The sequence below is a fragment of the Leptospira levettii genome (assembly GCF_002812085.1).
GTDB classification, from domain to species: domain Bacteria; phylum Spirochaetota; class Leptospiria; order Leptospirales; family Leptospiraceae; genus Leptospira_A; species Leptospira_A levettii.
This window is the reverse complement of record NZ_NPDM01000001.1, coordinates 830,204-855,024: the sequence shown is the minus strand read 5'-3', so window position 1 is coordinate 855,024 and position 24,821 is coordinate 830,204. Positions and strand designations below refer to the sequence as shown.

Annotated in this window: 24 protein-coding genes; 15 read left to right on the top strand and 9 right to left on the bottom strand. The window is 39.1% G+C overall.

Features of this window, described 5'->3' with window-relative positions:
- Positions 1-85 precede the first annotated feature (85 nt).
- The 4 genes from thrC (at position 86) to CH354_RS03890 (ending at position 3,927) form a co-directional block, all read left to right on the top strand.
- Positions 86-1,435 (top strand): threonine synthase, encoded by a 1,350-nt coding sequence (thrC, locus tag CH354_RS03905; RefSeq protein WP_100721279.1) that lies wholly within the window; start codon positions 86-88, stop codon positions 1,433-1,435.
- A gap of 50 nt (positions 1,436-1,485) precedes the next feature.
- A complete protein-coding gene (locus CH354_RS03900) occupies positions 1,486-2,196 on the top strand; it encodes a hypothetical protein (RefSeq protein ID WP_100721281.1) in 711 nt (236 codons plus the stop codon).
- Positions 2,196-3,356 (top strand): LIC10486 family protein, encoded by a 1,161-nt coding sequence (locus tag CH354_RS03895; protein ID WP_100721282.1) that lies wholly within the window; start codon positions 2,196-2,198, stop codon positions 3,354-3,356. The genes CH354_RS03900 and CH354_RS03895 overlap by 1 nt, the downstream gene beginning before the upstream one ends.
- 136 nt (positions 3,357-3,492) lie before the next feature.
- Positions 3,493-3,927 (top strand): hypothetical protein, encoded by a 435-nt coding sequence (locus tag CH354_RS03890; RefSeq protein ID WP_125172360.1) that lies wholly within the window; start codon positions 3,493-3,495, stop codon positions 3,925-3,927.
- A 71-nt stretch (positions 3,928-3,998) separates the two neighbouring features.
- On the opposite strand, the gene CH354_RS03885 is transcribed toward CH354_RS03890, so the two are convergent.
- Both CH354_RS03885 and leuS read right to left on the bottom strand, forming a co-directional pair.
- Entirely contained in the window at positions 3,999-4,853 is an 855-nt protein-coding gene (locus CH354_RS03885; protein ID WP_243395949.1) for a WD40/YVTN/BNR-like repeat-containing protein, read from the bottom strand.
- A 265-nt stretch (positions 4,854-5,118) separates the two neighbouring features.
- On the bottom strand, positions 5,119-7,722 hold the full coding sequence (leuS, locus tag CH354_RS03880) for a leucine--tRNA ligase (protein WP_100725460.1): 2,604 nt from the start codon (positions 7,720-7,722) through the stop codon (positions 5,119-5,121).
- A gap of 555 nt (positions 7,723-8,277) precedes the next feature.
- On the opposite strand from leuS, the gene CH354_RS03870 reads away from it, so the two are divergent.
- Together CH354_RS03870 and CH354_RS03865 are read left to right on the top strand one after the other, a co-directional pair.
- The gene (locus CH354_RS03870) at positions 8,278-9,066 is read left to right on the top strand and encodes an ABC transporter ATP-binding protein (protein WP_100721480.1); all 789 of its coding nucleotides are present in this window, start codon (positions 8,278-8,280) and stop codon (positions 9,064-9,066) included.
- A complete protein-coding gene (locus CH354_RS03865; protein ID WP_100721482.1) occupies positions 9,063-11,606 on the top strand; it encodes an ABC transporter permease in 2,544 nt (847 codons plus the stop codon). The genes CH354_RS03870 and CH354_RS03865 overlap by 4 nt, the downstream gene beginning before the upstream one ends.
- Positions 11,607-11,719: 113 nt before the next feature.
- On the opposite strand, the gene fcpA is transcribed toward CH354_RS03865, so the two are convergent.
- Positions 11,720-12,622, bottom strand: coding sequence for a flagellar coiling protein FcpA (gene fcpA, locus CH354_RS03860; RefSeq protein ID WP_100721484.1), 903 nt, complete (start codon positions 12,620-12,622; stop codon positions 11,720-11,722).
- A gap of 233 nt (positions 12,623-12,855) precedes the next feature.
- Between fcpA and CH354_RS03855 the strand changes: the two genes are divergently transcribed.
- The 3 genes from CH354_RS03855 to panB are packed head-to-tail and all read left to right on the top strand — an operon-like array spanning position 12,856 to position 14,978.
- Positions 12,856-13,719 (top strand): ATP-binding protein, encoded by an 864-nt coding sequence (locus CH354_RS03855; RefSeq protein WP_165780303.1) that lies wholly within the window; start codon positions 12,856-12,858, stop codon positions 13,717-13,719.
- A gap of 4 nt (positions 13,720-13,723) precedes the next feature.
- Complete coding sequence (gene folK, locus CH354_RS03850; RefSeq protein ID WP_100721611.1) at positions 13,724-14,197, top strand: 2-amino-4-hydroxy-6-hydroxymethyldihydropteridine diphosphokinase; 474 nt, start codon at positions 13,724-13,726, stop codon at positions 14,195-14,197.
- Positions 14,172-14,978 carry a 3-methyl-2-oxobutanoate hydroxymethyltransferase gene (panB, locus tag CH354_RS03845; RefSeq protein WP_100721609.1) on the top strand — a complete coding sequence of 269 codons (807 nt, stop codon included), beginning with the start codon at positions 14,172-14,174 and terminating at the stop codon, positions 14,976-14,978. The genes folK and panB overlap by 26 nt, the downstream gene beginning before the upstream one ends.
- Before the next feature lie 41 nt (positions 14,979-15,019).
- Here panB and CH354_RS03840 read toward each other — a convergent pair whose 3' ends face one another.
- The 4 genes from CH354_RS03840 to CH354_RS18315 are packed head-to-tail and all read right to left on the bottom strand — an operon-like array spanning position 15,020 to position 18,569.
- On the bottom strand, positions 15,020-16,069 hold the full coding sequence (locus tag CH354_RS03840; RefSeq protein ID WP_100721607.1) for a 3-deoxy-7-phosphoheptulonate synthase: 1,050 nt from the start codon (positions 16,067-16,069) through the stop codon (positions 15,020-15,022).
- 2 nt (positions 16,070-16,071) lie between these two features.
- Positions 16,072-16,413, bottom strand: a complete 342-nt coding sequence (locus CH354_RS03835) for a rhodanese-like domain-containing protein (RefSeq protein WP_100725458.1) — start codon at positions 16,411-16,413, stop codon at positions 16,072-16,074.
- A complete protein-coding gene (locus CH354_RS03830) occupies positions 16,413-18,356 on the bottom strand; it encodes an ABC-F family ATP-binding cassette domain-containing protein (protein WP_100721327.1) in 1,944 nt (647 codons plus the stop codon). Before CH354_RS03830 ends, CH354_RS03835 begins: the two co-directional genes overlap by 1 nt.
- Before the next feature lie 51 nt (positions 18,357-18,407).
- Positions 18,408-18,569, bottom strand: a complete 162-nt coding sequence (locus tag CH354_RS18315) for a hypothetical protein (RefSeq protein WP_012387307.1) — start codon at positions 18,567-18,569, stop codon at positions 18,408-18,410.
- Positions 18,570-18,679: 110 nt separating this feature from the next.
- On the opposite strand from CH354_RS18315, the gene CH354_RS03825 reads away from it, so the two are divergent.
- Positions 18,680-19,516, top strand: coding sequence for a YihY/virulence factor BrkB family protein (locus tag CH354_RS03825; protein ID WP_100721325.1), 837 nt, complete (start codon positions 18,680-18,682; stop codon positions 19,514-19,516).
- Here CH354_RS03825 and CH354_RS03820 read toward each other — a convergent pair.
- Entirely contained in the window at positions 19,501-19,914 is a 414-nt protein-coding gene (locus tag CH354_RS03820; RefSeq protein ID WP_100721323.1) for a hypothetical protein, read from the bottom strand. The two genes, CH354_RS03825 and CH354_RS03820, sit on opposite strands and share 16 nt — an antisense overlap.
- Positions 19,915-20,075: 161 nt before the next feature.
- On the opposite strand from CH354_RS03820, the gene CH354_RS03815 reads away from it, so the two are divergent.
- Genes CH354_RS03815 through CH354_RS03800 form a run of 4 tightly spaced genes read left to right on the top strand, consistent with a single transcriptional unit; the run spans position 20,076 to position 22,901 of the window.
- The gene (locus CH354_RS03815; RefSeq protein ID WP_100721321.1) at positions 20,076-20,516 is read left to right on the top strand and encodes a hypothetical protein; all 441 of its coding nucleotides are present in this window, start codon (positions 20,076-20,078) and stop codon (positions 20,514-20,516) included.
- Positions 20,497-21,075: an LIC12231 family lipoprotein gene (locus CH354_RS03810; RefSeq protein ID WP_100721319.1), complete on the top strand. Its 579-nt coding sequence runs from the start codon at positions 20,497-20,499 to the stop codon at positions 21,073-21,075. The genes CH354_RS03815 and CH354_RS03810 overlap by 20 nt, the downstream gene beginning before the upstream one ends.
- 5 nt (positions 21,076-21,080) lie before the next feature.
- Positions 21,081-22,043, top strand: coding sequence for a sulfite exporter TauE/SafE family protein (locus CH354_RS03805; protein WP_100721317.1), 963 nt, complete (start codon positions 21,081-21,083; stop codon positions 22,041-22,043).
- Positions 22,044-22,100: 57 nt separating this feature from the next.
- A complete protein-coding gene (locus CH354_RS03800; RefSeq protein WP_207762623.1) occupies positions 22,101-22,901 on the top strand; it encodes an EAL domain-containing protein in 801 nt (266 codons plus the stop codon).
- A gap of 8 nt (positions 22,902-22,909) precedes the next feature.
- Here CH354_RS03800 and CH354_RS03795 read toward each other — a convergent pair whose 3' ends face one another.
- Complete coding sequence (locus CH354_RS03795; RefSeq protein WP_100720010.1) at positions 22,910-24,094, bottom strand: Acg family FMN-binding oxidoreductase; 1,185 nt, start codon at positions 24,092-24,094, stop codon at positions 22,910-22,912.
- A gap of 52 nt (positions 24,095-24,146) precedes the next feature.
- Here CH354_RS03795 and CH354_RS03790 point away from each other — a divergent pair, with 52 nt between their 5' ends.
- Positions 24,147-24,821 (top strand): DsbA family oxidoreductase, encoded by a 675-nt coding sequence (locus tag CH354_RS03790; protein ID WP_100720011.1) that lies wholly within the window; start codon positions 24,147-24,149, stop codon positions 24,819-24,821.

Sequence of the window (24,821 nt, the reverse complement as noted above, 5' to 3'; positions counted from 1 at the left end):
AAACGATAAAAATCATTCGTGCATTTTTCCCCTTTCCAAAGAATGGAAAAGGAAGTTTCCGTAAATCTGAAGCCTAGAGAAGTCTATGTCACTTACAAAATATCAATTCCGAGCACAGTTTCGCTGTACCAACGAATCCTGTCGCAAAACATACCCACTCCACCAGGTTATCTATTCCTGTTCCAGTTGTGGAGAACTTCTAAATGTAGAACATGATTTAGACAGCTTAAAAAAAATCCCAGCGGAAGAGTGGAAGTCCACATTCGAATCCCGTTTCCGTTCGAGCCAATTTCCCAATGCTTCTGGGGTTTGGGGCAAAAAAGAATGGGTTCTCCCCGAAATCAAAGAGGAAAACATCATTACGTCCGGGGAAGGGACAACCCATTTGTATGACGCTTCTCGTTTTGCAAAGGACCTTGGATTAAAGAGCCTTCATGTCAAACAGTGCGGAGTCTCACATACTGGTTCGTTTAAAGATTTAGGGATGACCGTTCTTGTCAGCCAAGTGAACCAAATGATTGCTGATGGAGTTCCCATTAAGGCAGTCGCTTGTGCATCGACGGGAGACACTTCTGCTGCTCTTGCTTCTTATGCTGCCAAGGCTGGGATTCCTGCTATTATTTTACTTCCAGCTAACAAAGTTTCAACGGCTCAACTCATCCAACCTGTTTCCAACGGTGCCATCGTGCTTGCCTTGGAAACTGACTTTGATGGATGTATGGCAGTTGTGAAAGAACTCACGCAAGAAAAGTCAATTTATCTAGCAAATTCCATGAATTCCCTTCGCATCGAAGGTCAAAAATCTATTTCTGTCGAAATCACCCAACAACTCGGATGGAATGTGCCTGATTGGGTTGTCATCCCTGGTGGGAATTTAGGAAATGTTTCCGCACTTGGAATGGGTTTTGAAATGATGTTCGAACTTGGTCTCATTCAAAAACTGCCAAGGATCATCCTGGCTCAGGCAAAAAATGCAAGTCCTCTCTATGAGTCGTTTAAGAAGGGTTTTGCGGAGTTCTCTCCTGTTACCGCAGAAAAAACCTTAGCCTCTGCGATCCAAATTGGTGATCCTGTTTCCGTGAAAAAAGCGATCCGTGTTCTGAAAAAATTCAATGGGATTGTCGAAGTGGCAACGGAAGAAGAATTAGCGAACGCTGCAGCAAAAGGGGATTTGTACGGACTTTATAATGACCCTCACACGGGTGTGGCACTTGCTAGTTTATTAAAATCAATCCAATCGGGAGTGGTCAAACAAGGGGAATCTGTTGTTGTGATCTCCACTGCCAATGGTCTTAAATTTACCGAGTTCAAACTTGCCTTTCACGAAGGGAAAATTCCTAAAGTGGACGACACCTTGAAGAATGTGATTTTACCTTGTAAGCCAACCTTATCGGGTGTGATGGAAATCCTCGGTAAACATTTGAAGAAAACATAAATCGCTAGACAAATCTCCACTTCGCTGGCAATTTTTTTAAGTTTACCGGTATGTCCCAAGAGATTTCTCTCAGTCCAGATTTTTGTCGAACTGTGGATCAGGCTGTAGAGGCTGGGAAAAAAATTTCCATGATCACCTATGTGATGGGAGACATAGGTGAGGCAAAACTCAAATACATTTTGTTACGAATTTTGCGTTCCCTTGATCGTGAAGACCTGATGGAACTCTTCTACACTGCTGCAAAAGAGTTAATTGTCAATTCTACTAAAGCAGCGATCAAACGAATTATTTTCGAAGAACTCCAACTCAATATCCAAAAATTAGAGGATTATGAAGAAGGAATGAAACTTTTCAAATCAAGTTTGAATGAACGCAAATTTCCCACTTATAAACAAAAAATGAGAGAATCGGGACATTTTGTTAAAATCACTTGTATTTACAAAAAAGACAAAATAGATTTAGAAATTCGAAATAATTTTCCTTTATTGCCAATTGAAGCAGAAAGGGTAAAAGAAAAGTTTATCAATGCTAAAAAGTATGATAATCTATTCGAGTTCTTTATGGAACATGGTGATAGTACAGAAGGAGCGGGAATGGGAATCACAATGGTAGAAATATTATTGTCTCAATCTGGTTTTGATCGTCGATTATTTTCAATATACTCATCAGAAAGGAAAAAGGAAACAGTAGCGCGTGTGGAAGTTCCATTACATGAAATACCAACATCAAATGGAATTACTGAACAACTGTTTGTAGAATAATGTCAGAATTAAGTACAAAAGCAGACCAATTAAAAAGACAAGCAGACCTTCTCGGATTAACAAGAGAAGCTGTGTTTACTGATGAACAAGCGAAAGAAGTTCTACAGGGAAAAATCACAGATGGTTACTTGGTAAAAGTAAAAATTGATTTGGACAGTTTGAACGGAATGGTTCTCGTTTTAGTATCTTCCATCCGTAAACACATAATGGAACTTTATGCTGTTGTGGGAACATCTCCCACCTTTCGTAGGATTCGAACGTTCGCTGATCATGTACAAATTTCAACAGACTTAGGTGACATTGGTAAAACGGGTGGGTATGATCCTGCTATCTCTGAGAATATTGGTCGTGCTGTTCACCGAGCCTTCACCAAAGAGAAGTTAGAGGAACTCCTACCCCTTTGGCAAAAAAAGGATCCTTCTCATATCACAGAACTTTTAGAAAATCCAATTCTTATGGCAACTAAGGGAAGGAATATCAAACTCCAAGCCGAAGTAGATAAAATTTCGACAGCAAAGTTTCGTTATGAAAATCCGATGAAAGGAGTCATCCTTCCCATTCCCAAACCAGAAGACGAGGCACCAGCTGCACAAGATGCTGCTGTTCCATCTGTTTCCACCGAACTTCCGAAAGGTGAAGGTTCTGCTTTGGATCGACAAATTGCACAATTTCGTGCAAGTTTTCCAAAAGAACTCAATATGAAAACAGTCATCTCACCCATCAATGGAGTCGAGTTTGATAACCTAATGGAAGGAATGGAAATTTTATTCCGTGTTCCAACGGAAACTCCTGAAGGACTCACAAATGCTCAGATTCTTGGCCTTATTGATGAAGAAGGCAAAATCAAAAAGGAACCTGTTGTGGGAAAATTCCTTGGGATTGCGAGTAACAAAACCGAATACCATATTTTTGCCGAAGGACCAAATCAGTATTTATTCCATTCGATAGAAGAACACCCAGTAAAAGTGGCAATTCCTAAACCTGCATCCATTGCGGGAACGGGAAACAAAACGGGAGCTGGACAAACTCAAAAGAAAAAAGTTGGGAATGCACAACAACAAGAGTCAAAATCTTCAGGTGCCAACTTATTTATGTTAATGGGTGCATTTATCACAATCGTACTCATTGGAGTTTTGATCTTTGTGATGGTGATTTTGTAAAATCAATTAGGTTATTTGTTTTCTAATCATGATCTTGTGAAAGTTAATTGATTTTGGCAAGGACGGAGAGAGAAGATTAGTTTCACTGTGAATTTGAATTGAAATGGGTTATTTTAGGCCAATCGAGAAAAGGTTCGTGGTACAATCTTTAATGCAGTCAATTTTGATTGCCTTTGTATTCGCTTTGGGGATTTTTTTTTCTGGTTTAGGTATGAACCCATTTGCCTATTATGGACTGGTCGCATTCCTTCCCATTTTGATTGGACTTATTTTCCTTTATTTGTTATCAACAATCTCCATTCGATTCTGGTTTGCTGCATTTGATTCAACATATGTATGTTCATTTGCACTAATATTATATTGGTTAGGAAATGTTTTCTTTTCGAATTCTATATTCCCAAGTCATTTACAATGGACGTGTGGAATTTTCATGGTGTATGCAATTGTGATCCGTTTAAAAAAAACTGATACAAATAAGACAATTCCAAACCACAAACGCAGTTGGATATCAACTGCAATTCTAGGTCTCGTAATATTATTATTTTCTTTTTTGCCGCAAATAAGTTGGTAAAGGTTTGCTAATCAAAAGTTTAACTAGTAACTTCGATGTTTATAAGTTTCCCTTTAGCATAGTTTTTGAAATTAATTCTTTCTCCAAGTAGCATATTGTACTCGATTGGTTCCAGTCCCATCAATCGATACGATTACCCAAGTGTCTTTTCCAAAAGCAATTCCTTTCCAGGAATTGTTAGCTGCTGTTGCTCGTGCAGTCCAAGAAATTCCATCTGTGGATGTCATAATTCGATTGTTACCCGTAAATGATGCGGCCATAAACAATCCATTTCCATACATAACTTCATACCATTCATTTTGTTCTGATGATGCATGGGGAGTCCAATTGATTCCATCAGTTGATGTCATCACTCGATTTGTACCTGTTCTAGCAACCGCAACAAATTTTCCTTTTCCATAGGTGACAGAGCGCCAGTCGTTTAGTTCAGCCGATGTTTGGAGCGTCCAATTGATTCCGTCAGTTGATGTAGCAACTCTGTTGGTCCCACTTCCTGCCACAGCTACAAATAGATTGTTTCCGAAAGTTACACTGTGCCATGCAGAAGCACCTGGGTTTGTTCGGGTTGTCCAAGTGATACCATCTGTTGAAGTTGCCCAGCTTCCTCCACTTGCGACCGCAACAAAGATTCCATTTCCAAACGTAACCCAATCAAAAGTACTACTTGGACTAGTGCGTGCAGTCCAAGTGATGCCATCAGAGGAGCTCATGATTCGATTTGTTCCACTATTTGCAACAGCTACATAAATATTGTTACCATAAGCAACGCTGAGCCATTGGTTTGCTTCAGAAGCTGATCTTGCTGTCCAAGTAATTCCATCGTTAGAGGTCATCACTCGATTGGTTCCATCTTGTGAAACAGCAACAAATTGATTGGAAGCAAACAAAATCCCTGCCCAAACATTTGCCTCTGTGGCTTGGGCCAAAGTAAAACTACTGATTGAACATGACTCGGGGGAAGTTTCACATGTTTTTGACGCATTTAATAAAAGTAAGGCTTCTAAGAAAGTGCGAGAATCGTTATTTGATTTCGAAGAACAAGAATAAAATAGGAAATAAAATACAAATGATAAGGAAGAGAAACGAAATAGAAAACTACAATTGAACACGAGACACCTCAAAAAATTTAAATCAAACCTCCATTACTAGAATGGGATCTGTGTTAGATTGCAAGAGATTATTTATCGTATTTTAACCCGCAACTACAATGTTGACGAGTTTGCCTTTGACATAAATTTCTTTTTTGATTTCTTTTCCGACCCAGAAAGGTTTTGCCTTTTCCACTTCTTTTGCAAGGGATAAGGCTTCTTTTTCTTCGATGTCTCTAGGTGCTAAAAATTCCCCACGCATTTTACCATTCACTTGGACAACGATGGTGATATTAGCATCTATTAGATACTTTTCTTCCCATTTTGGATACGGATGGTAAGTTAGAGATTCCTTGTGTCCTAATTTTGCCCATAGTTCTTCTGCTAGGTGGGGTGCAAAAGGAGACAATGCCAAAACAAATGGTTCTAATACTTTTTTAGGTTTTCTCGGATTACTTGTGAACTCATTGATGAAGATCATCATTTGGGAAACTGCAGTGTTAAATGAAAAACCATCGATATCGTCTTTTACTTTTTTAATGGTACGATGTAGGGTTTTTAGCTCTGCTTCATTAGGTTCAATGTCTTCTACAAAAAAAGTTTCGTTTTCCCCTGAGTGAAAGAGTCGCCATACTCGATTTAAAAATCGAAAAACACCATCCACACCATTTTTACTCCAGGGTTTGGACATCTCAAAAGGTCCCATAAACATTTCAAAGAGTCTTAGGGTATCAGCACCATATTCAGAGACTACATCATCTGGATTGACAACGTTTCCTCGTGACTTGGACATTTTGCCTTTGTCTTCTCCAAGGATGAGACCTTGGTGGACTAATTTTTTAAATGGTTCTGGTGTGGATACATGACCCAAATCAAAAAGGATTTTATGCCAAAATCTTGAGTATAACAAGTGTAATACGGCATGTTCTGCTCCACCGACATACACTTCTACTGGCATCCACATCTTTTCAAGTGTTGGATCAATTAGTTTCTCATTGTTTCTTGGATCGATATATCGAAGGTAATAATAACAGGAACCTGCCCACTGTGGCATTGTATTGGTTTCTCGTTTTCCAATTTCACCAGTGACTGGGTCTTTATAAACAAGCCAGTCTTTCGCAAGTGCAAGAGGAGATTCCCCTGTTCCAGAAGGTTTAAACTCTTCTAGGTCTGGTAATACCAATGGTAATTCTGAATCTGATAATGCCTTTGGGGTTCCATCTTCAAAATGCACAAGAGGGATGGGTTCACCCCAATACCTTTGCCTTGCAAAAAGCCAATCTCTGAGTTTGAATTGGATTTTTTTACGTCCTACAGATTTTTTCTCTGCCCAAACAACCATGGTTTGGAACGCATCTTTGTATGACTTTCCATCTAACTGCACTTCTGCGGAAGAAGAGTTGATACAAACTGATTCTTTGGAATCAAAGGCAAGATTTGGTTCCATTTTTCCATCAATCACTTGTTTGATGGGAAGTTGGAATTTCACGGCAAAGTCATAGTCTCTTTGGTCGTGAGCTGGAACCGCCATAATCGCACCAGTTCCGTATGAGATTAATACATAGTCAGAGATGTATATAGGAACATTGACGGAAGGATCCGTTGGCAAACTAGCATAAGATCCAGTGTATACACCTGTTTTGTCTTTATTAAGTTCGGTTCTTTCTAGATCACTTTTTAAAGAACAATCTTTTTGGTAAGATTCGACTGCTTTTTTTTGTTCTGCAGTTGTGAGTTCTGCAACCAATGGATGTTCTGGGGCAAGGACAAGATAAGTGGCACCAAAAATGGTATCAGGACGAGTTGTGTAAACAGTGATGTCTTTTTTTAAGGAAGGAACATGGAAATTGAGTTCTAATCCTTCCGACTTCCCAATCCAGTTCCTTTGCATCTCAAGTGTGGATGGTGGCCATTCACATAAAGATAAATCACTTAATAATCGTTCTGCGTAAGAAGTGATGCGCATCATGTACTGGCGCATGGGTTTTCGTTCGACAGAATACCCTTTGGATGTCCATTCTTCTACTTCTTCGTTCGCAAGAACCGTTCCGAGTGCCTCACACCAATTCACTGGGATATTAGCTTCGTACACCAATCGGAAATGGGACAAAATGTCCTCTTTTTCTTTCCGAGATTTGGATTTCCATTCAGAACCTGTAAATTGGATTCCTTTGGGAAGTTCAATTCCTTCAAATACTTGCGAACCCTCATTTTCAAAGGTTTTGATAAGGGTTTCAATGGGTACGGCTTTGTTTTGTTTTCGGTCAAAGTAGGAATTGTAGATCTGTAAAAAAATCCATTGGGTCCAACGGTAATAATCGGGGTGAGTGGTGGAAATTTCCCGTTCCCAGTCATACGAAAGTCCAAGGCTTTTGATTTGGCGTCGGAAGGTATTGATGTTATTTTTTGTGGTGGTACGTGGGTGAATGCCCGTTGTCATCGCATATCGTTCTGCGGGTAGACCAAATGCGTCCCAACCCATGGGGTGGAGAACCTCGTATCCTTCCATACGTTTGAGTCTTGAAATGATGTCAGTGGCTGTGTATCCTTCTGGGTGGCCAACGTGAAGGCCTGCACCACTTGGGTAAGGAAACATGTCTAAACAATAGTATTTAGGTTTGGATGAGTGTGAGTTTGTGCGAAAGGTCTGGTGGTCGTCCCAGTATTTTTGCCATTTTTGTTCAATATCTTGGAATGGATAATTCATCGACTAACGTAGAGAAAGTGTAGTTAATTCTACTTTCTCACGGAGTCGATGATTTTTACAAGCTTTTTGAAACTCTTGGACAAACAAACTTTGCAGAGATTGTATTGATAAAGGGTAGTGACGGAGCCACATTCCGCACAAGGTTTAAGATTGTTGATTTTCACATTCATAAAGTCTGCAGTATTTATCTTTGTATTGCATTCGAGCATTCTATATTTACCTGTATGAGTCCGCTTATCGACAGTGCTGTTCATAACTTCCCAAAAATCCCCAAAAAACGGGAGAGGGGAAACACTACGATGAAGTTACTTTATATGAAACCCACCCTTTGGGGTCAAAAAAAATTAGGATGTACACACAAAAAGATAAGGAAATTTTTCTAAATTTTTTTTTGCCGAGGTGCAATAGAGTTGGAACGAAAATGAGAATTAAAAAAAAGATAACTGTAATCAAAAAAATTGAAAAATCATTGTTAGGTGGCATTTTATTGAATAAATGCCCGATATTAGTCATGCGTTATGTGTTAGACGGTAAATAGTTTGGGGGAAAAACCTAGTGTTAGAATTTAAAAATGTGTTCAAATCATTTCACAATGAAGAAGAAACGATTGATGTGTTGAAAAATATTTCATTTCGTATGGAAACTGGTGAATTTGTAGCGATTATCGGCCCTTCTGGATCAGGTAAATCCACTCTTCTTGGTGTTGCAGCTGGCCTTGATAAACCTGATACTGGGATCGTTTCACTCGATGGAATTGATCTCACCAAACAAAATGAATCAAAACTCGCTGACATACGTGTCGATCAAATTGGATTTATCTTTCAAAACTTCCAATTATTGCCTGGACTCAATGCAATTGAAAATGTTGGGATTCCATTGTACTTAAAATCATCACTTTCCGAGAAAGAAATCTTAAAAAAAGCAGAAACCATTTTGGAATCTGTGTCTATGTCTCACCGTGCGACACACTTCCCAAAACAACTGTCAGGTGGAGAAGAGCAAAGGATTGCCATTGCTCGAAGTTTTGTTAACGATCCGAAGATAATTTTTGCAGATGAACCAACTGCAAACTTAGATTATAAAAATAGCAAAACAATATTAGACCTATTATTGTACAGGAACAAAAAACAAGGAACAACTCTTGTAGTGGTCACACATGATCCCGATGTTGCAAAACTAGCAGATCGTGTTTTGGAAATGAAGGATGGTGAGATCATTTCTGATTCAAAGAATAAACAATCCTCAGTCAGCCGAAAAGGTTCCTCTAAGTCCAAATCATATTCGCAAAAAACGACCACCAAACAGAAACAAACGACTAAACAAACAAAGAAGGTGAGTCGATGAAGGCTTCTCTCTTTCGTTTTTACTTAAAACGTGAGCTTTTTTCACGGTTTCGGTATTCTATCCTCATTGTTGTTTCCATCACACTTGGTGTGGGTTCTGTGATTGGCATCCATTCCTATAAGGACAATACGGCAAATGCCATCAAAAAAGAGGCAAAATCCATCATGGGAGCCGATCTTGCCTTACAGTCCCCACAGGAAATCACCAATTCTGCTAAGGATTTGTTGAAAAATCGCCTTCCGGTAGGAGCCAAAACCAGTGCTTCGATCCAATTTTTATCCATGATCTCCAATGAATCTGGTTCTGAAAATTCTCTCAGTTTTATCAAAGGGATTGAAACGGGTTATCCCTTTTATGGGGAAATGAAAACCGAACCAGAAAATGCGTATCGGAATCTGAAACCAAACCAAGTACTTTTAGATCCTACTCTTGTCGAAAACTTAAAGCTAAAACTTGGTGATCGAGTTCGATTGGGTGATAGCCTTCTTGTCCTTGCAGGTGTTGTTTTAAAAGAACCAGGTGCTGTTGGTTCCTTTGTGGGTTCAGCTCCCGGTTCTATCATTCGCAAAGACACTGCGATCCAAACTGGGCTTGTGCAACGAGGCAGTCGCATTCGTTATACGATCTATTTACAATTCCCTGAAACAACCAATACTTTGGATTGGAAAGACAAAGAGTTTGAGTCCTTTATCAAAGAAGACTTAACCATTTATCACAATACAGAAGTGAATTCTGGATCCCAACAGTTCATCAAAAACACATTTGATTATATGGCTCTTCTTGCTCTTGCTGGATTTTTTCTCGGAGCCATTTCTGTGTATACAGCAGTTCGTACAAGGTTACTCGAAAAACGCAATGAAATCGCAATTCTTATGTGCCTTGGTGCCAAACCGAATGTGATCCTTTTGTTAGTATTTTCGGAAATACTGATCCTTTCGTTATTGGGAACTGTGTTTGGACTTTTACTTGGAACTTTCATCCAATCTTTATTACCAGATATCAGTGGGATTTTGTCGGTAGGGAATAACGTAATCCTTGGACTTTCCGCTTCTTCTCTCTTATGGAGTGTTGTGTTAGGTGTGATTTTGCCACTCCTCATCTCGATTCCACTTGTCTTAGAAACAAGATCTGTAAAACCTTTAGCGGCACTCAAAGAAGTAGAATCACAAACAAGTGGGAATTTATCCTCTTCCTATTGGCAATTTGGTAGCTTTGTATTGATTTACCTTCTTTTCACAAGTCTTGCGATCTTAGAAACAGAAAGTATTTTTAAAGGTATCCTATTTACACTTGTTTTGTTAACCTTGCCTCTCCTTGTGTACGGATTGTACATACTCTTTGGAACTTTCCTACAAAAAATTTCAAAATTAGGATGGTTATCGAAGGAGTGGAGTCTTGTGACCAAAAAAGTCACACGCAAATCAGGTGCCCTTCGCCTTTCGATCATTGGACTTGGATCAGCACTTTTTATCTTAACACTCTCTCTCATCTTACAAGAAAGTTTACTCGAGTTAAGTGGGGCAAGAGAGATCGAACGAAGGCCTAACATGTTCCTTCTCGATATCCGTGAAACACAAAAAGAGGGACTCTTGCAAGTCATCTCCAAGTTCCCTGTGGAGAAACAATATGTAGCTCCTGTCATAGGAGCACGTTTGTCCAAAGTAAATGGAGAACCTGTTAAAAAAGAAGACACAATTAAAAATGCAATGGACCGCAATTGGCGAGCCACAGCAAGAACTCGTGAATACTTTTTGTCTTACCGAGATTCTTTGTATGATACAGAAGAAGTGACTAAGGGGAGTTGGTGGCAAGAAACAAGCCAAAATGAAATCTCCGTGGAACGAGATTTTTCCTCTTATTTACAAGCGAGTGTTGGAGATGAACTTACCTTCAATGTACAAGGGAGAGAGGTCTCTGGAAAAATCACTAACCTTCGTTCGGTGAATTGGGCGGATATGAAACCCAACTTTGTGGTGTTATTTTCTAGAGGGATTTTGGAAAAAGCTCCTAGGTTTTATATTGTATCGTTACTCATTGACCAAGGAACGGATCGTTACCAATTACAAAAGGTCATCGTGAATCAATTTCCCAATATCACTGTGATTGATACAGAAAAAACAATCCAAGCCTTTATGGGAATTTTGGAGAAAGTTACACAAATGATGGCACTGATGACGATGTTTATCCTCGCCGCATCCTTTGTGCTAGTGTTTACCACTTTGTATGCAAGCCAATCCGAACGAAAAAGAGAATTTGCTCTCCTACGTGTGATTGGAGCAAACAGTCGTTTTATGGGTAAACATTTTCTAAGGGAAGCATTACTTGTTTCAATGATTTCGTTTTTCCTCGGACTTGTGTATGCCGTGGGATCCAATGAGATATTAAATAGATCCGTATTGGAACTTCGTAGTGTGTATCCTTATGGACAACTGAGTTTGGTATTTTTTGGAATTTGTTTTGTGACAGTGACGTTGTATACGTTAGGACTCTTTAGTTTCTTTCGAATGCCAACAAAGACGGTGCTGAAAGAAATTAAATAGTATAAAAGCGACTGGTTTTGATCTGGAAAAGGAAAACAATCCTGTTAGAAATCCAAACAAAAAAGCCCGGGGTTTGAAACCGGGCTTTCTCATTGAAAGAGATGTATTCGGGATTATTGTGCTACCGAAATAACCTCATCTCGGTTGATTACGTTAACGATATGTTTATATTCAGGAGAATCCTTTCCATATTTTAACTCGGTTGCACGTAATAAGTGAACGTTCTTTTTGTAACGATACTTGAAGAGCATATCATCTGGACCTTTTGTCTTTTTGATCATGTTTTCTTCGAAGCTATATGCACTTGCAAGATACTTGTGAGCAGGGTATTCTTTCTCGTTGTCATCGATTTCGATGTAAAGTTCAAGAATTGGGATACACTGAGGAAGGTTTTGTAAGTCATACTCAGCCATAATCCATGAACGATAAACGTCAGAAAGAAGTCTTTTGAACTCAGGTCTTTCTCTTAAGTCAGGGTTTTTAATTTCGTCAAGGTGATTGATCGCTTTAGAGAAGTAGTTAAGTGCATCTTGTTTCGCTTTCATTTTTTCACGGTAAACAACACGCTCTTCTCTTGCTTTACGATCTACTTTTTGCCAGTACCATTTTTCATCTAAGCGTTTTTTCTCAGCTTCTTCTTTGCGGTACTGTTCAACCCAATCTCTATTTTTCATAATGGTGTTAACACCAGATTGGTAGTTTGAAAGAGCCAAACGGAATTGGTTGTTCGCGAAAGTTTTAGAAAGTTGGTGTAACTCTTGGAAAGTTTTGTTATACCCTTTGAAATCAGGGTTCTTCCAAAGAGATTCCTGTTCCATAATTTCTTTCTTTCTTTTCTTTTGGTCTTCAGTGAGTTCCGCATCGTCATTCTCAGGAACGAGTTCGCCTTTGAGAAGTTCGTCGACTTGGTCTTTAGCCGCTTGGCTTTCTTGAGCGTTCGCAGGCTGAGTTTGTGCGAAAAGCACACTAAAGCCGGACACCAGTTGGAGAATAAGGAGATACTTAATAATCTTCATAGTCGTGTGACCCTTTTGTCTCTTTCAATATTTTGAACAAATAGGTTTATCTATTTCTTCAATGAAAGTATCGGTTTGGGATGAGTCAATAATAACGAATTAAAGAGGAAAAAAACCTAAATGTGAACTTTTTCTTCTCAAACCCTTGGTTTTAAAGGGACATAAGTCGATCCAGACCTAAAAAATCTCATTCCTTGACAGCCTAGTGAATTCGAGAAGATTGCTCATTGGAGATGAATTTATCCGAAATTACTTCGATCCGAGACGGAAATCCGCAGTGTAAAACATGCGGAGGAGTGGGCATTACCTTAGCAGAACATGTAAGGGGATCTCGTTCTGGAGCCCTTGTTTTATGCCATTGTATCGGTAGTGACTGTAACACTTGTGAGGCGAAAGGGCAACCTCCCTTTATGTCTTTCGACCGTAAATTGGACAAAATGCTCCCTTGTGTCTGCCATAATGCAAGGTTTTCCCTCCGCAATTTAGAGACTTTAGTCGAAAAAGCAAACATTCCAGCACGTTACCGTTTCCAATTTTTATCCACAATCGACATCGGGGACACAGCAAACGACCCTGATATGTCGTTTATCATTGCTCACGACTGGGCAAACGAACTGGTTCATAAATTTAAAAATGCAGATTTTACACCACAGGGGTTTTACCTTTGGGGTGGGACAGGTTCCGGAAAAACCTTACTCGCATGTGTCATTCTAAACGAACTTATCTTTCGGTATGGAATCACTTGTAAGTATGCGAAGGTAAATAAAGACTTTTTGTCTGCCATTCGTGATACTTACCAATCTGATAGTGAAACACATGGCCAGGAACGTTCCATCGAACGTGAATTTGCAAATGTAGATGTGCTTGTGATTGATGACTTTGGCGTGCAAAAAGAGTCGGAATTCAACAATCGTAAGTTATACGACCTCATCGACAGTCGATATGAACAAGAAAAACTCACTCTTCTCACATCCAATCATTCTCTTGTGGAATGGCGAGACCGTGGCCAAGGTCGGATTTACTCACGACTCATGGAAATGACAAAAGAAATTGAATTAAAATGCCCTGATTATCGTACGAAGTTTGTGAAGAGGTAAGACCATGAAGTATTCCAATATTGCCTTTCTTTCTTTGGGTTCCAACATCGGAGACAGGCACCATTTTATGGACCAGGCAATATGGGAAATTTCCACCTTACCAGAGTTACAGATTTTGAAACAATCCGAACGATTGGAAACTGCTCCGCTCGAAAACACAAACCAACCTTACTTTTTAAATCAAATTGTAAAGGTAATGGTTTCTTCTGCCTTTACACTTCCTTGTTTACTTGATTCCTTACAAGGGATTGAAGACAAATTGGGACGCAAACGTAGGTCTTGGAAAGGACCACGCGAAATTGACATCGACATTCTCACATATGAGGCTGTTGTCATGAAAACAGATTTTTTACATTTACCACACCATTCCCTTTATTCAAGACCATTCATTAAACAATTGTTAACTGATATGGGAGAAATTGGTGTGTATGCTCTTTTTTCGGAACTAAACCATGAAAAACATTATTCTACAGTATAAAAAGAAATACGATGCGGGGGAACCAATCTCTGTCATCACTTGTTATGATTATACCTTTGCGACCCTTTTCAATCGCACAGATGTGGATTGTCTCCTTGTAGGTGATTCACTTGGGATGGTCATCCAAGGAAACCATTCGACACTCCCTGTCACACTCGATGAAATCATCTACCACACGAAGGCGGTCTGCAAAGGAGCTCCTGACAAAACCATCATCGCCGATTTGCCATTCTTATCCTACCAAACCTCCATTGAAGAGGGAATTCGTTCTGCGGGACGAGTATTAAAGGAAACCAACGCCTCGTGTGTGAAACTGGAAGGGGACTCTGACTTTATCATCGAACTGACAAAACGAATGACCGAATCAGGGATCCCTGTATTTGCCCATTTGGGACTTACCCCTCAATCGGTACATACCCTTGGTGGACACCGTGTCCAAGGGAAAACAGAAGCCGCACGGAACAAAATGATCCGTAAATCAAGAGAAATTGCCGAAGCTGGCGCCTTTGCTTTGTTACTCGAGATGGTGCCCGAATCATTGGGGAAAGAAATCACAGAATCAATTCGCATTCCTACCATTGGAATTGGAGCAGGAAAGTATACCTCAGGCCAAGTCCTTGTCATGCAAGACCTACTCGGTCTCAATGAAGACTTCCATCCGAAGTTTTTAAAGAAATTTGGGAACTTAAGTGGTGCCGTGAAAGAAGCAGTGAATACCTATCACAAGGAAGTGACGAAAAGAGAGTATCCTTCCGAAGCCCATGTGTTTTTAGATCAATAATCTAAAAAACAGACACAAACCTCGGAGAGATAAGGACAGTATTACTTACGTTTGTTTGCTGCTTCAGCCAGTTTTTCAAACATTGGCACTGTTGTTTCCCAAGACACACATGCATCGGTAATCGATTGTCCATAAGTCAATGGTTTAGCGTCAATGGATTGGTTCCCTTCTTTTAGGTGACTTTCAACCATCACTCCCAAGATGTATTTGCTTCCTTTTGCAAATTGTTCCGAAACGGAATCCACAACACTTGGTTGTTTGCGAAAGTCTTTTTGGCTATTACCATGAGAACAGTCCACCATTACTTTGGGAGGGAGACCTGCTTTTTCAATTTGGGCACCCACTTCGTTCACGGACGCCTCATCAAAGTTAGGTCCTTTGTTTCCACCACGTAAGATCACATGTGTGTCTTTGTTTCCTGCAGTCTTAAATATTGCACTACTACCTTGGTTGGTCACAGAAAGGAAATGGTGGCTAGAACTTGCGGAACGAATGGCATCAATTGCAATTTGAACATTCCCATCAGTACCATTTTTAAATCCAATCGGTGCTGAGAGCCCCGAAGCTAACTCACGATGGACTTGGCTTTCTGTGGTCCTTGCACCAATGGCTCCCCAAGCTACAAGGTCAGCAATGTATTGTGGGGAAATCACATCCAAAAATTCGGTTCCGCAAGGGATTCCCATTTTGTTGAGATCTAATAAAAGTTTACGGGCAAGTTGTAACCCTTTGTTAATATGAAAGGAGCCATCTAAATCAGGATCGTTGATAAGACCTTTCCAACCAACAGTGGTTCTTGGTTTTTCAAAATACACTCTCATCACTATGAGAAGTTCTTTTTCAAACTCTTTGATTTTTGGTTTTAGTTTTTCTGCATATTCCATCACAGCGCCAATGTCGTGGACAGAACAAGGGCCAACGACAACTAACATACGCTTGTCGTCTTTTCCGTGAATGATGTCTGAAATTTGGCTTCTAGTTCTGACAACAACGTCAGAAGCTTCATCTGTTAAAGGAAGTTCTTCAATCAAAACGGAAGGTGGAATGAGACTGTGTTGTTCTAAAATTCTTAAATTCGCAGTTGGTTTCATAATTAATACTTTTGCATTTTCGGGTCAACTAGGTCAGAATAAGCAAGGATTCCCCCAGCAACATTTTTATAAGATTTAAAGCCAGCTTGAGCCAAAATTCCACAAGCCATCCCTGATCTTCCGCCAGAACGACAATACACTAAAATTTCTTTATCAATTTGGCTTTTGATTTCTTCTATCCTTGCTGCAAGTTCACTCACAGGAATGAGTTTGTCTGTACCAGGTACGAGTGCGATTTGTTGTTCATTTGGATTGCGTACATCCAAAACAAAAAAATCATCCTTTCCTTCCGCTCTTGCATCCAGACGTTTTTTAAAACTGACAACATCGATTTCCGGTACCATTATGTAACTCCGCCCATTTCCTCTAGTTCTATTGTCGCATCTTCCCAACGTTTTGTCAGGAGTGTGATTTCTCTTTTAATATCGTTATAAGTGTCCATTTCCAACTGAAAACTTCTGTTTTTAAAGAACTCTGGGTCTTGTAAAAGTTCCTCTTTGTCCTTTTTATTTTTTTCCAGTCTCTCTATTTGGACTTCTAAATCGGAGATTTCTTTTTCTAATTTTTTCCGTTTGTTTTTACTTGCTTGGGGATTGGGCTTTTTTTCCTCATTTTTAGATTTGGAGGAGGTTTGGTCCTTCGCGTTAGTCCCCAATTCGTCTTCTTTGTGGAATTTGAGGTAATCGTCAAAACTACAATTGAGGTTTTTTAATTCTCCCCCTGAGAGTTGGAAGGTGCGGTTACAAAGACCCTTCATAAAATCGGGGTCGTGACTGATGATGAGTAGGCTTCCTGGAAAATCGATGAGAGCACGTTTGATCGCCTCACGGATGACGATGTCCAGGTGGTTTGTGGGTTCGTCGAGAAACAAACAATTGGATGGGTGGTTGACAAGAAGAGCCAATCGAAGCCTACTTTGTTCTCCACCTGACAAGTGTTTGACGGACTTAAAAACTCCATCACCTGGAAAGGCAAAATGCCCAAGAAGAGTCCTTGCTTTTTCTTCATTCAGTTCTGGGTATTTTTTTAAGACTGTCTCTACAAGGTTTAAAGATTCATCCAAATCTTCCCCATGGGTTTGGGAAAAATAACCAAGTTTGGTTTTGGGACCATAATACAATTTTCCCATATCGAGTTTGTGTTGTTCTAACAAACACCGCATAAGGGTTGATTTTCCAGCTCCATTGGGACCAACGAGCGCCACTTTATCGCCAGCAGAAATCTCAATCTCTGCATTTTCAAAAATGGTTTTTTTCTCACCAGTGTTTCGATCTGGGTAGGAAAAAGATGCATGTTCCAAACGTAATATGATATTACTAGAAGGGACAAATTGGAATTGGTAATCTGGTTTTTGGTTCCAAAAACTATCTTCTGGATTGTCAACTTTGTCCCGTTTTTCCAAGCGTTTGATGACAGACTGCACTTGTCTTGCTTTGGTTGCTTGGGCACGAAATCTTTCTACCCATTCCATACGTGATTTTAAATACGTTTCTTCTTTTTCAAATTGGACTTTCAGTTTTTCTTGGATTTCGTTTTTGGCTTCAAAAAACTCTTCCAAACTCCCTTGGAATTCAAACGTTCCATGCGGATTGATTTCTATGATGGTATCAACTGTTTGGTTTAAAAATTCAGGGTCATGGGTGACAAGGACAAAGGCTTGGTTTTGAGAAACCAAATAATCAGCTAACCATGATTTGGTTTTGTCATCCAAATGGTTTGTTGGTTCATCGAGTAATAATAAATTATGAGGATTGAGCAGGGCGATTGCAAGACCAATGCGATGGTGGTATCCAGGAGAAAACTCTTTTGTTTTCCTTGTGAAATCTGTAGTTGCAAATCCAAGTCCCGAAAGGATTTTTTTCGCACGAGCTTCTAGACCGTGTAAGTCGTGTAAGTGGGCAAACTCTTCTAAATCACTTTGTTCATGAAGGAGTTCTTCGAAAGCCGGATCTTCGTGGTCAGTGGTTTCAAACTTGGATTCGATTGTCTTTCGTTTGGCATCATATTCCGCATACAATTTGTTTTCATCGAGGACTGTTTCGATGACGGATGCATCTGGTTTGAATTCAGGGATTTGTTGGAAGAGGGATAAAATTGTGTGTTTGGAACGAATCACTTCTCCCGACTCAGGTTTGAGTTTGCCTGCGGCCATTTGGAAAAGTGTGGTTTTCCCAGACCCATTTGGTCCCACAAGGGCAACACGGCAACCTGGTTTGATGTGCCAACTGAATCCCTCAAAGAGGACTTTTGGACCGAAGTGTTGGTGGATTTGTATGAATTGGATCAAGGCGTTTGCGAAAACCCGCCGTTTCGGCGGGGAATTTAGGAGGGACTAACCTTATTTCTTGGCTAGGAGTTCCGCCTTTCTTTCGCGAAGGTGTTTCACATAAAGGCTTGATTCGCCGTTCATGGTTTCAACCGACTTTTTAATGGCAGAGTCAATTTCCTCTACCGTCATTTTCGCGATTTTTTTGTTCTTCTTTTCTTTTTCTTCTGACATGGAAGTTTTCCCCTTTTAGGTACGTCACTGAGATTCTTCCAGGGTTTCCTCACGAATCGAGAGGGCAAGAAAAATAAGACAAAAATACAGACAACTGCCAAACTGACCGCATGAAACGGATCCGTCGATTTTTCAGTGAAGTGTATTTGTATGATGTCCATGGCCTTGCCTCAGAACTTTCATTTACCTTTCTTTTGACCCTCTTTCCCTTACTTGTTGTATTTGTGACCCTACTTGGGTTACTCCAAGATCCAAAAACCATCAATTTGATGACGGACCAAATTGGGAAATTTTTACCAGCCCCCATTTTCCAACCCATCGACAAAAGTGTTGAAAACCTAACAAAGGTAAAAAGTTATAATGTCATCGCGATTAGTATCGCTATTTCCTTTTTTTCAAGTTTGACTATATTTGGAACCATTTCCAAGGCACTTCGTTTCATTTCCAGGGATGAAACTCAGGTTGGGTTCATTGCTTCCCAGTGGATTAACTTTCGACTGCTTGTGATCTCACTTGTTTTGCTTGTCTTGTATTTTTATCTGACATATGGAATTGTTTCCGTTGAACGAATGTTATACCGTTCATTTCGATTTTCTTTTTTTAGAGACAATCCTTATCTCTCAGTTTCTCTCATCATTTTGCCATATAGCATTGGATTATTTACATTTTATTATGCATATATCACAAAAGCAAAAACAACGTTAAAAGAAAATTTACCAGGTGCCATTTTTGCATCATTACTTGTTCTTGGTATGAGTTTTGGATTTCAATTTTATTTAAAAATGAAAAACGTAGGTGTGAACTATTCTTTGGCGTATGATTTGATTTCAAAAATGGTAGTTCTGATGTTGTATACTTACATCAATTCGACATTCTTTATCTGGGGATTTTTGTGGAATCAGGTTCTTTCGGATGATCGAAAGAAAAAATCTCAATCTAAAAAATAATCAGGTTCTAAGATTCGAGGACAATAAGAGATGATGATGCCAAAATAATGTCTGGCCAAAGAAAAAAACAACCATTCTCCACCAGAAGATAATATGTCATCAGCATCTAAATCCGTGTAACCTTTTTTATGGAACAACTGATCGAGGCTCCAATTTTCTTCTCCAGGTATCACTTGGACTTTTAAATGTGCATAAAATTTATGTTCCAAATGGTGGTACCTAAAGACTAATGCTCTACCACCTAACGGATTTCTTATGGTGAAGGTTAACCAAGAAGGAAAATCATTTTCAGGTTCGGAACTGAGGTGGTATAATTCCCAACCAATGTCTTTTGCATTTCCAAAAAATTCCTGAAAACTGGAAGCGAAGGCAGATTGGTATTCGGCAGTTATTCCCATTCTTTTTTTAATTCATTTTACAATCCCATTTTTTAGGCAAACCCTATCTCTTTTTTTGTAACTGTTTGGATTCAGAGGGTTCAAATTTAATCCTAAAGAAACAAATTCAGGTTTCCTAAACAAGTGAAGTCCTTATGATGGGAACTCGAGGTTCGTAAGTTATGATCGAAACCATCAACATTAACTGGCCTAGTGGTGCCATCGACCCAACAATTCATTGCCCTGCCTGCGGAAGTATGGTTTTAAGTCCTCTCGAAGAAGAGGGCCCTGGTTGCCACCATGTCCAATTCATCATCGATAGCGAATCAGGCGAATTTAACTACATAACAGAATCATTTGATGAAATCCTTAAAGAATTTCGTAAACCAGATGTAGAAGAATTTGATGAATGGGATGCGACAGAAGTGTTTCTGGAAGAAGCAGAATCGAATACCTTTTATGTGATGAACTTGATTTTACCAAGTAATGTTTCGATGGAAGATGATCCTGTGTGTTTGCGCATAGGATATGAGTTATTTTTTACGGAAGACCAAGAAGAATTATACGAAGAATTAGAAAGAAGGCATGACGAGGAGGGTTTACATGACCATAGCCAAAACTAAATCAAATATTGTATTCATCACAGGAGTTGTATTGTCTATCCTGTTGGTGTCAAATTGTATCATCAGCTACAAAGATTATCCTAAAATTTTGCCCCTTCCTTCGGAAGAAAAAACATTAGACACAAATTTTGTGTATGTCCTACCAACATTTCCCCAACTCAATTTAGGGGGAAGAGAAGCTTTAAAAAATTACTTCGAAAACAAAACCAGGTTTAAAAAAACACAAGAAGGAATTGATGTACCTAAGGTTGGATATTTGGTAAATGTAAAAGTCAATTACCGATCTCCAACACCAGTTGCGACTGCTTTTTTAGGAGTGTCAACTCTCACTGCAACATTACTCCCTGCTTGGTCTACACAAGATGGTTATGACGTTCAGTACATTCTGTACAAAGATGGGAAAAAAGTTGGTACTTATGATTACCACATCTTTCGTAATTATGCACAATGGCTTCTATTTGTTCCAATCTCATGGTACAACTTTGAGACAGCGACTGAGAAAGAAGTATTTGAACGTATGACATTTAAGTTCTTTGAAGATGCAAAAGAACATTTTTAATCCACTTGGAAGAAACCTTTCAAATTTTTAACCATTTTGTCTGGGGGTTTTGGCCCGGAATTTTTGTTGTTTTTGGTGTTGGATTTTTTGTTGGATTATTGGCCTCCTTCCTTGGTTTGGGAGGAGGTTTTATCTACACTCCCTTCTTTCACAGTTTTTTTCATTTAACCGCTGTTCAAGCTGTTGCTGTATCACTGGCACAAATGCCAGTTTCTGCTTTGTCAGGTTTATATGTTTATTTTAAAAATGACAAAATTCGTTGGAAACAAGGGTTTTTATTGCTCATAACATCCATTCCTACTGCTCAATATGCAGCTTTAGCATTTGGAAGGTTTGAAGATACAACTCTCGGTAAACAACTGTATTACGGAATTCCGTTGTCTGAATTTGTTTATCTTATTCTTTTTACGATTTTTTTAGGAATCCTTGCTGTTTATAATCTATTTTCCGCTTTCAAAAAAAGGAAACTATACTTTCAGAATTTATCCTTAGAAAATCAAAATCATGTAGTAACTCAAGAGGATACACAGTCAAGAGCAGATTCTAAAACGAACCAAACTTCTGTTTCCCATTCGATACCGGAATTTCATTTTACGAATCGATCAGTTTTGATTGTTTTATTTGTAGGAATCTTTTTTGGACTCTTCTCATCCTTATTTGGAATTGGTGGAGGATTTTTGGCGGTTCCATTATTTATTTATTATTTTCGAATGAGCCCTGTAGAAGCCGTTGCTACATCCTTTCTTGGAATTTTTCTGACTTCGTTTGGAACTACAGTACAATTCCTAATTTTAGGAAAATTGCATTGGGAACTGGCACTCATTGGCAGTTTTGGAGGTATCTTTGGCGCAAGGATTGGTTCTTTAAAAGCGGTGAAGGCAAAACCATATACCATTTTATTCGTTACATCTTTCTTTCAATTTTTAGTAGTCACTTGGTATCTTATGATGAAACTTCCAAAATTTTAATGTATAAAACAAAGTTGCAATCTAGACGATACCGTCTAAATTGGGTAACCTAAAAAGATGAGACCAAGTTTTCCAGAAGATCAGTTAATTGACACTCCTAATGGAAAAGTGCCTAAGTTATACAGTTGTGCCGAATGCCGGAGTGGTGCTGGATTGGACTTTGCCTTCTCCATGGCATTCCAACCTATCATTGATTGGAACCAAAAGAAAATTTATTCACATGAAGCATTGGTTCGCGGAACACAAGGAGAATCAGCGTATTCGATTCTCTCAAAAGTAAACCAAACCAATCGATATCAATTTGACCAGTCTTGTCGGATCAAAGCCATCCAACTCGCAAGCCAAATCCAAATTCCTGCTTTTCTCAATATCAATTTCCTACCCAATGCTGTGTACCAACCGGAGACCTGTATCCGCACCACTTTAGAAGCAAGTCGGGAATACAATTTTCCATTGAATCGGTTGGTCTTTGAACTGACAGAGGGAGAGGAAGTCCAAGACCACAATCATATCATCAATATCTTTAAAGCCTACCAAAAGTATGGGTTTTTGACTGCGATCGATGATTTTGGATCAGGGTATTCGGGTCTGAACCTCCTTGCCAAATTCCAACCTGATCTGATCAAATTGGATATGGAACTCATTCGAAATATCCATACCAATTCCGTTGCTAGAAAACTCACAAAAGCCATCGCAGATGTTTGTCATGAGATTGGGATTCTCGTCATTGCGGAAGGTGTGGAAACTTTGGAAGAATTGAAAGTGTTAGTTGATATGGGAATTAATTTATACCAAGGGTATCTGTTTTCAAAACCAGCGTTTGAATCCGCTGGCGAAATTCAATTCCCTTCTCTTTAGTGTTTCCCTTACACAAGAAAACTTTTTAAATCTCTCCTGAGTGAATCAAACTGATAAGAACTCTTGCCTAACCTTGCAATCAATTGGATTTCCTCGTTTGGTTTCAGTTTTAAAATTTGTTTTAATTTTTTTGTAAATACTCGGCTCTCAGGATAATCTTCCACAGCTTGGTTCATGGTATGGAAGGCAATGTTTTTGACTGCGCATGACAGTGTATAACGCATAAAATCTCTTCCAGTCTGGATCCAAGTTGTTTCATCGTCTTTTCCTTCCGACAAAAAAAATACTAACGCTTTTGAAGAATACACTTGTGAACGAAACATTTGAATTCCAGCTTTTTTAGAATCTTCGGAATGCCATGATTCCTTGGATAAATCCACAAAGAATTTTTTAGCAAACCAAAGTTTGAGACCAGATAATCCGTTTCCTTCCAACGTTAATCCATCTCGGTTTGTTAACATAGATTCTTCCGTTAAACGAAACCATTTACGATTGAGTTCATTAGATTCATAACGATTTGTTTCCATTGCAAATGCTTCGTCTAGTACTGGTAATACGGAATTCATTAAGGAAGGATCATTTGTCCAACGTATGTTTTGAACAAAGGGTCGAGCCAGGGATTGGATTTCTTCAAGTTCCTCATTTCTGAGAAGTTCACCAGAGTAAACGGAACGATTCATCCTTCTTTTGTTAATTCCAGAAAACAGAAAGTCGTGCACACATTTTGTTTTGGGTTGGATAGAGACCTTTGCAATTGGAGTTTTGGAAAACGAATTTGATTTTGGTTTTCCATTGGGAAAAAGTTTGATAGTGGTATCGAACATTAATGAATCAGCAGTTAGGTGGCAAAGTTCTAGAAAACAACCCTGTGTATGGTAAAATTGACGATTGATAGGATCAATCTCTGGTAATTGTTTGTCTCCATCTCCAAATAGATAAAACTCAGAATCAGATGTTTTTTTGAATTTCCAGGGTTGAGAATTATGAGAGTTTGGTGCAAGAATCGCCGTCAGTAAAATTTGATCGATAGGGTTTGTGTAACCTAGGGATTCTGCATATGCGATTGGGTTTTCCCTGTGTTTTTGATTCTCTTCACTCCCAAAGGCATAGAGGCTTTTTTGTAACGACGGAAACGAAATGATGCTGCCAATTGCTAAACTTTTTTTTAAAAAACTTTCTCTACTATGTTTCATCTTTTTCCTGGATATAGAATCATTCCCATTATGAATTGGAGTCTAATCTAAAATGTCAACCAACTCTGAATTATTTCCAATCGATATTGTTTCCGATGTAGCCTGTCCTTGGTGTTATGTAGGTAAAAAGAAATTAGAAAAAGCGCTACAAATTGTAGGGAATACCATCACTCCTGAAATTCGATGGAGACCATTTCAGTTATCACCAGAAATTCCAGAAGAGGGGATTGACTATAAATTACACCTAACACAAAAATTTGGAAGTTTAGATCGATTGGATGGAGCTTGGAAACGACTTACTGACATTGGAAAAGATGTAGGTATTCAGTTTCAATTCCAAAATATTCCTAAGGCAACAAACACTTTGGTTTTACATGCGCTTGTTTCTGCCCTTCCCACTCTGGAAGCACAACAAAATCTTGTGGAAAGGTTTTTTGCTGCAAATTTCGCGGAAGCATTGGACTTAAGTGACAAAGAAACAGTTTGGAAGGTTGCCGAACCCGTTTACCAAGATCGAAATTTATTCGAAACCATTTATTCAGATTCCAAATTGAAAAACGAAATCCAACAAGAAATCCAATATTACCACCAAAATGGAATTAGTGGGGTACCGTATTTTATCATTGGTGGAAAATACGCAGTGAGTGGTGCTCAGGACACTTCCGTATTTGTTGAAGTGATCGAAACCGTCATAAAAGAACGCGAATCTGAAAATAAAGATCAATAA

Bases quoted from the DNA above. Each gene is read 5' to 3' on its own strand.
- thrC (WP_100721279.1), top strand. From the start codon at position 86: ATGTCACTTACAAAATATCAATTCCGAGCACAGTTTCGCTGTACCAAC.
- CH354_RS03900 (WP_100721281.1), top strand. From the start codon at position 1,486: ATGTCCCAAGAGATTTCTCTCAGTCCAGATTTTTGTCGAACTGTGGAT.
- CH354_RS03895 (WP_100721282.1), top strand. From the start codon at position 2,196: ATGTCAGAATTAAGTACAAAAGCAGACCAATTAAAAAGACAAGCAGAC.
- leuS (WP_100725460.1), bottom strand. From the start codon at position 7,722: ATGAATTATCCATTCCAAGATATTGAACAAAAATGGCAAAAATACTGG.
- CH354_RS03865 (WP_100721482.1), top strand. From the start codon at position 9,063: ATGAAGGCTTCTCTCTTTCGTTTTTACTTAAAACGTGAGCTTTTTTCA.
- fcpA (WP_100721484.1), bottom strand. From the start codon at position 12,622: ATGAAGATTATTAAGTATCTCCTTATTCTCCAACTGGTGTCCGGCTTT.
- CH354_RS03855 (WP_165780303.1), top strand. From the start codon at position 12,856: ATGAATTTATCCGAAATTACTTCGATCCGAGACGGAAATCCGCAGTGT.
- folK (WP_100721611.1), top strand. From the start codon at position 13,724: ATGAAGTATTCCAATATTGCCTTTCTTTCTTTGGGTTCCAACATCGGA.
- panB (WP_100721609.1), top strand. From the start codon at position 14,172: ATGAAAAACATTATTCTACAGTATAAAAAGAAATACGATGCGGGGGAA.
- CH354_RS03840 (WP_100721607.1), bottom strand. From the start codon at position 16,069: ATGAAACCAACTGCGAATTTAAGAATTTTAGAACAACACAGTCTCATT.
- CH354_RS03835 (WP_100725458.1), bottom strand. From the start codon at position 16,413: ATGGTACCGGAAATCGATGTTGTCAGTTTTAAAAAACGTCTGGATGCA.
- CH354_RS18315 (WP_012387307.1), bottom strand. From the start codon at position 18,569: ATGTCAGAAGAAAAAGAAAAGAAGAACAAAAAAATCGCGAAAATGACG.
- CH354_RS03825 (WP_100721325.1), top strand. From the start codon at position 18,680: ATGAAACGGATCCGTCGATTTTTCAGTGAAGTGTATTTGTATGATGTC.
- CH354_RS03820 (WP_100721323.1), bottom strand. From the start codon at position 19,914: ATGGGAATAACTGCCGAATACCAATCTGCCTTCGCTTCCAGTTTTCAG.
- CH354_RS03815 (WP_100721321.1), top strand. From the start codon at position 20,076: ATGATCGAAACCATCAACATTAACTGGCCTAGTGGTGCCATCGACCCA.
- CH354_RS03810 (WP_100721319.1), top strand. From the start codon at position 20,497: ATGACCATAGCCAAAACTAAATCAAATATTGTATTCATCACAGGAGTT.
- CH354_RS03800 (WP_207762623.1), top strand. From the start codon at position 22,101: ATGAGACCAAGTTTTCCAGAAGATCAGTTAATTGACACTCCTAATGGA.
- CH354_RS03795 (WP_100720010.1), bottom strand. From the start codon at position 24,094: ATGAAACATAGTAGAGAAAGTTTTTTAAAAAAAAGTTTAGCAATTGGC.
- CH354_RS03790 (WP_100720011.1), top strand. From the start codon at position 24,147: ATGTCAACCAACTCTGAATTATTTCCAATCGATATTGTTTCCGATGTA.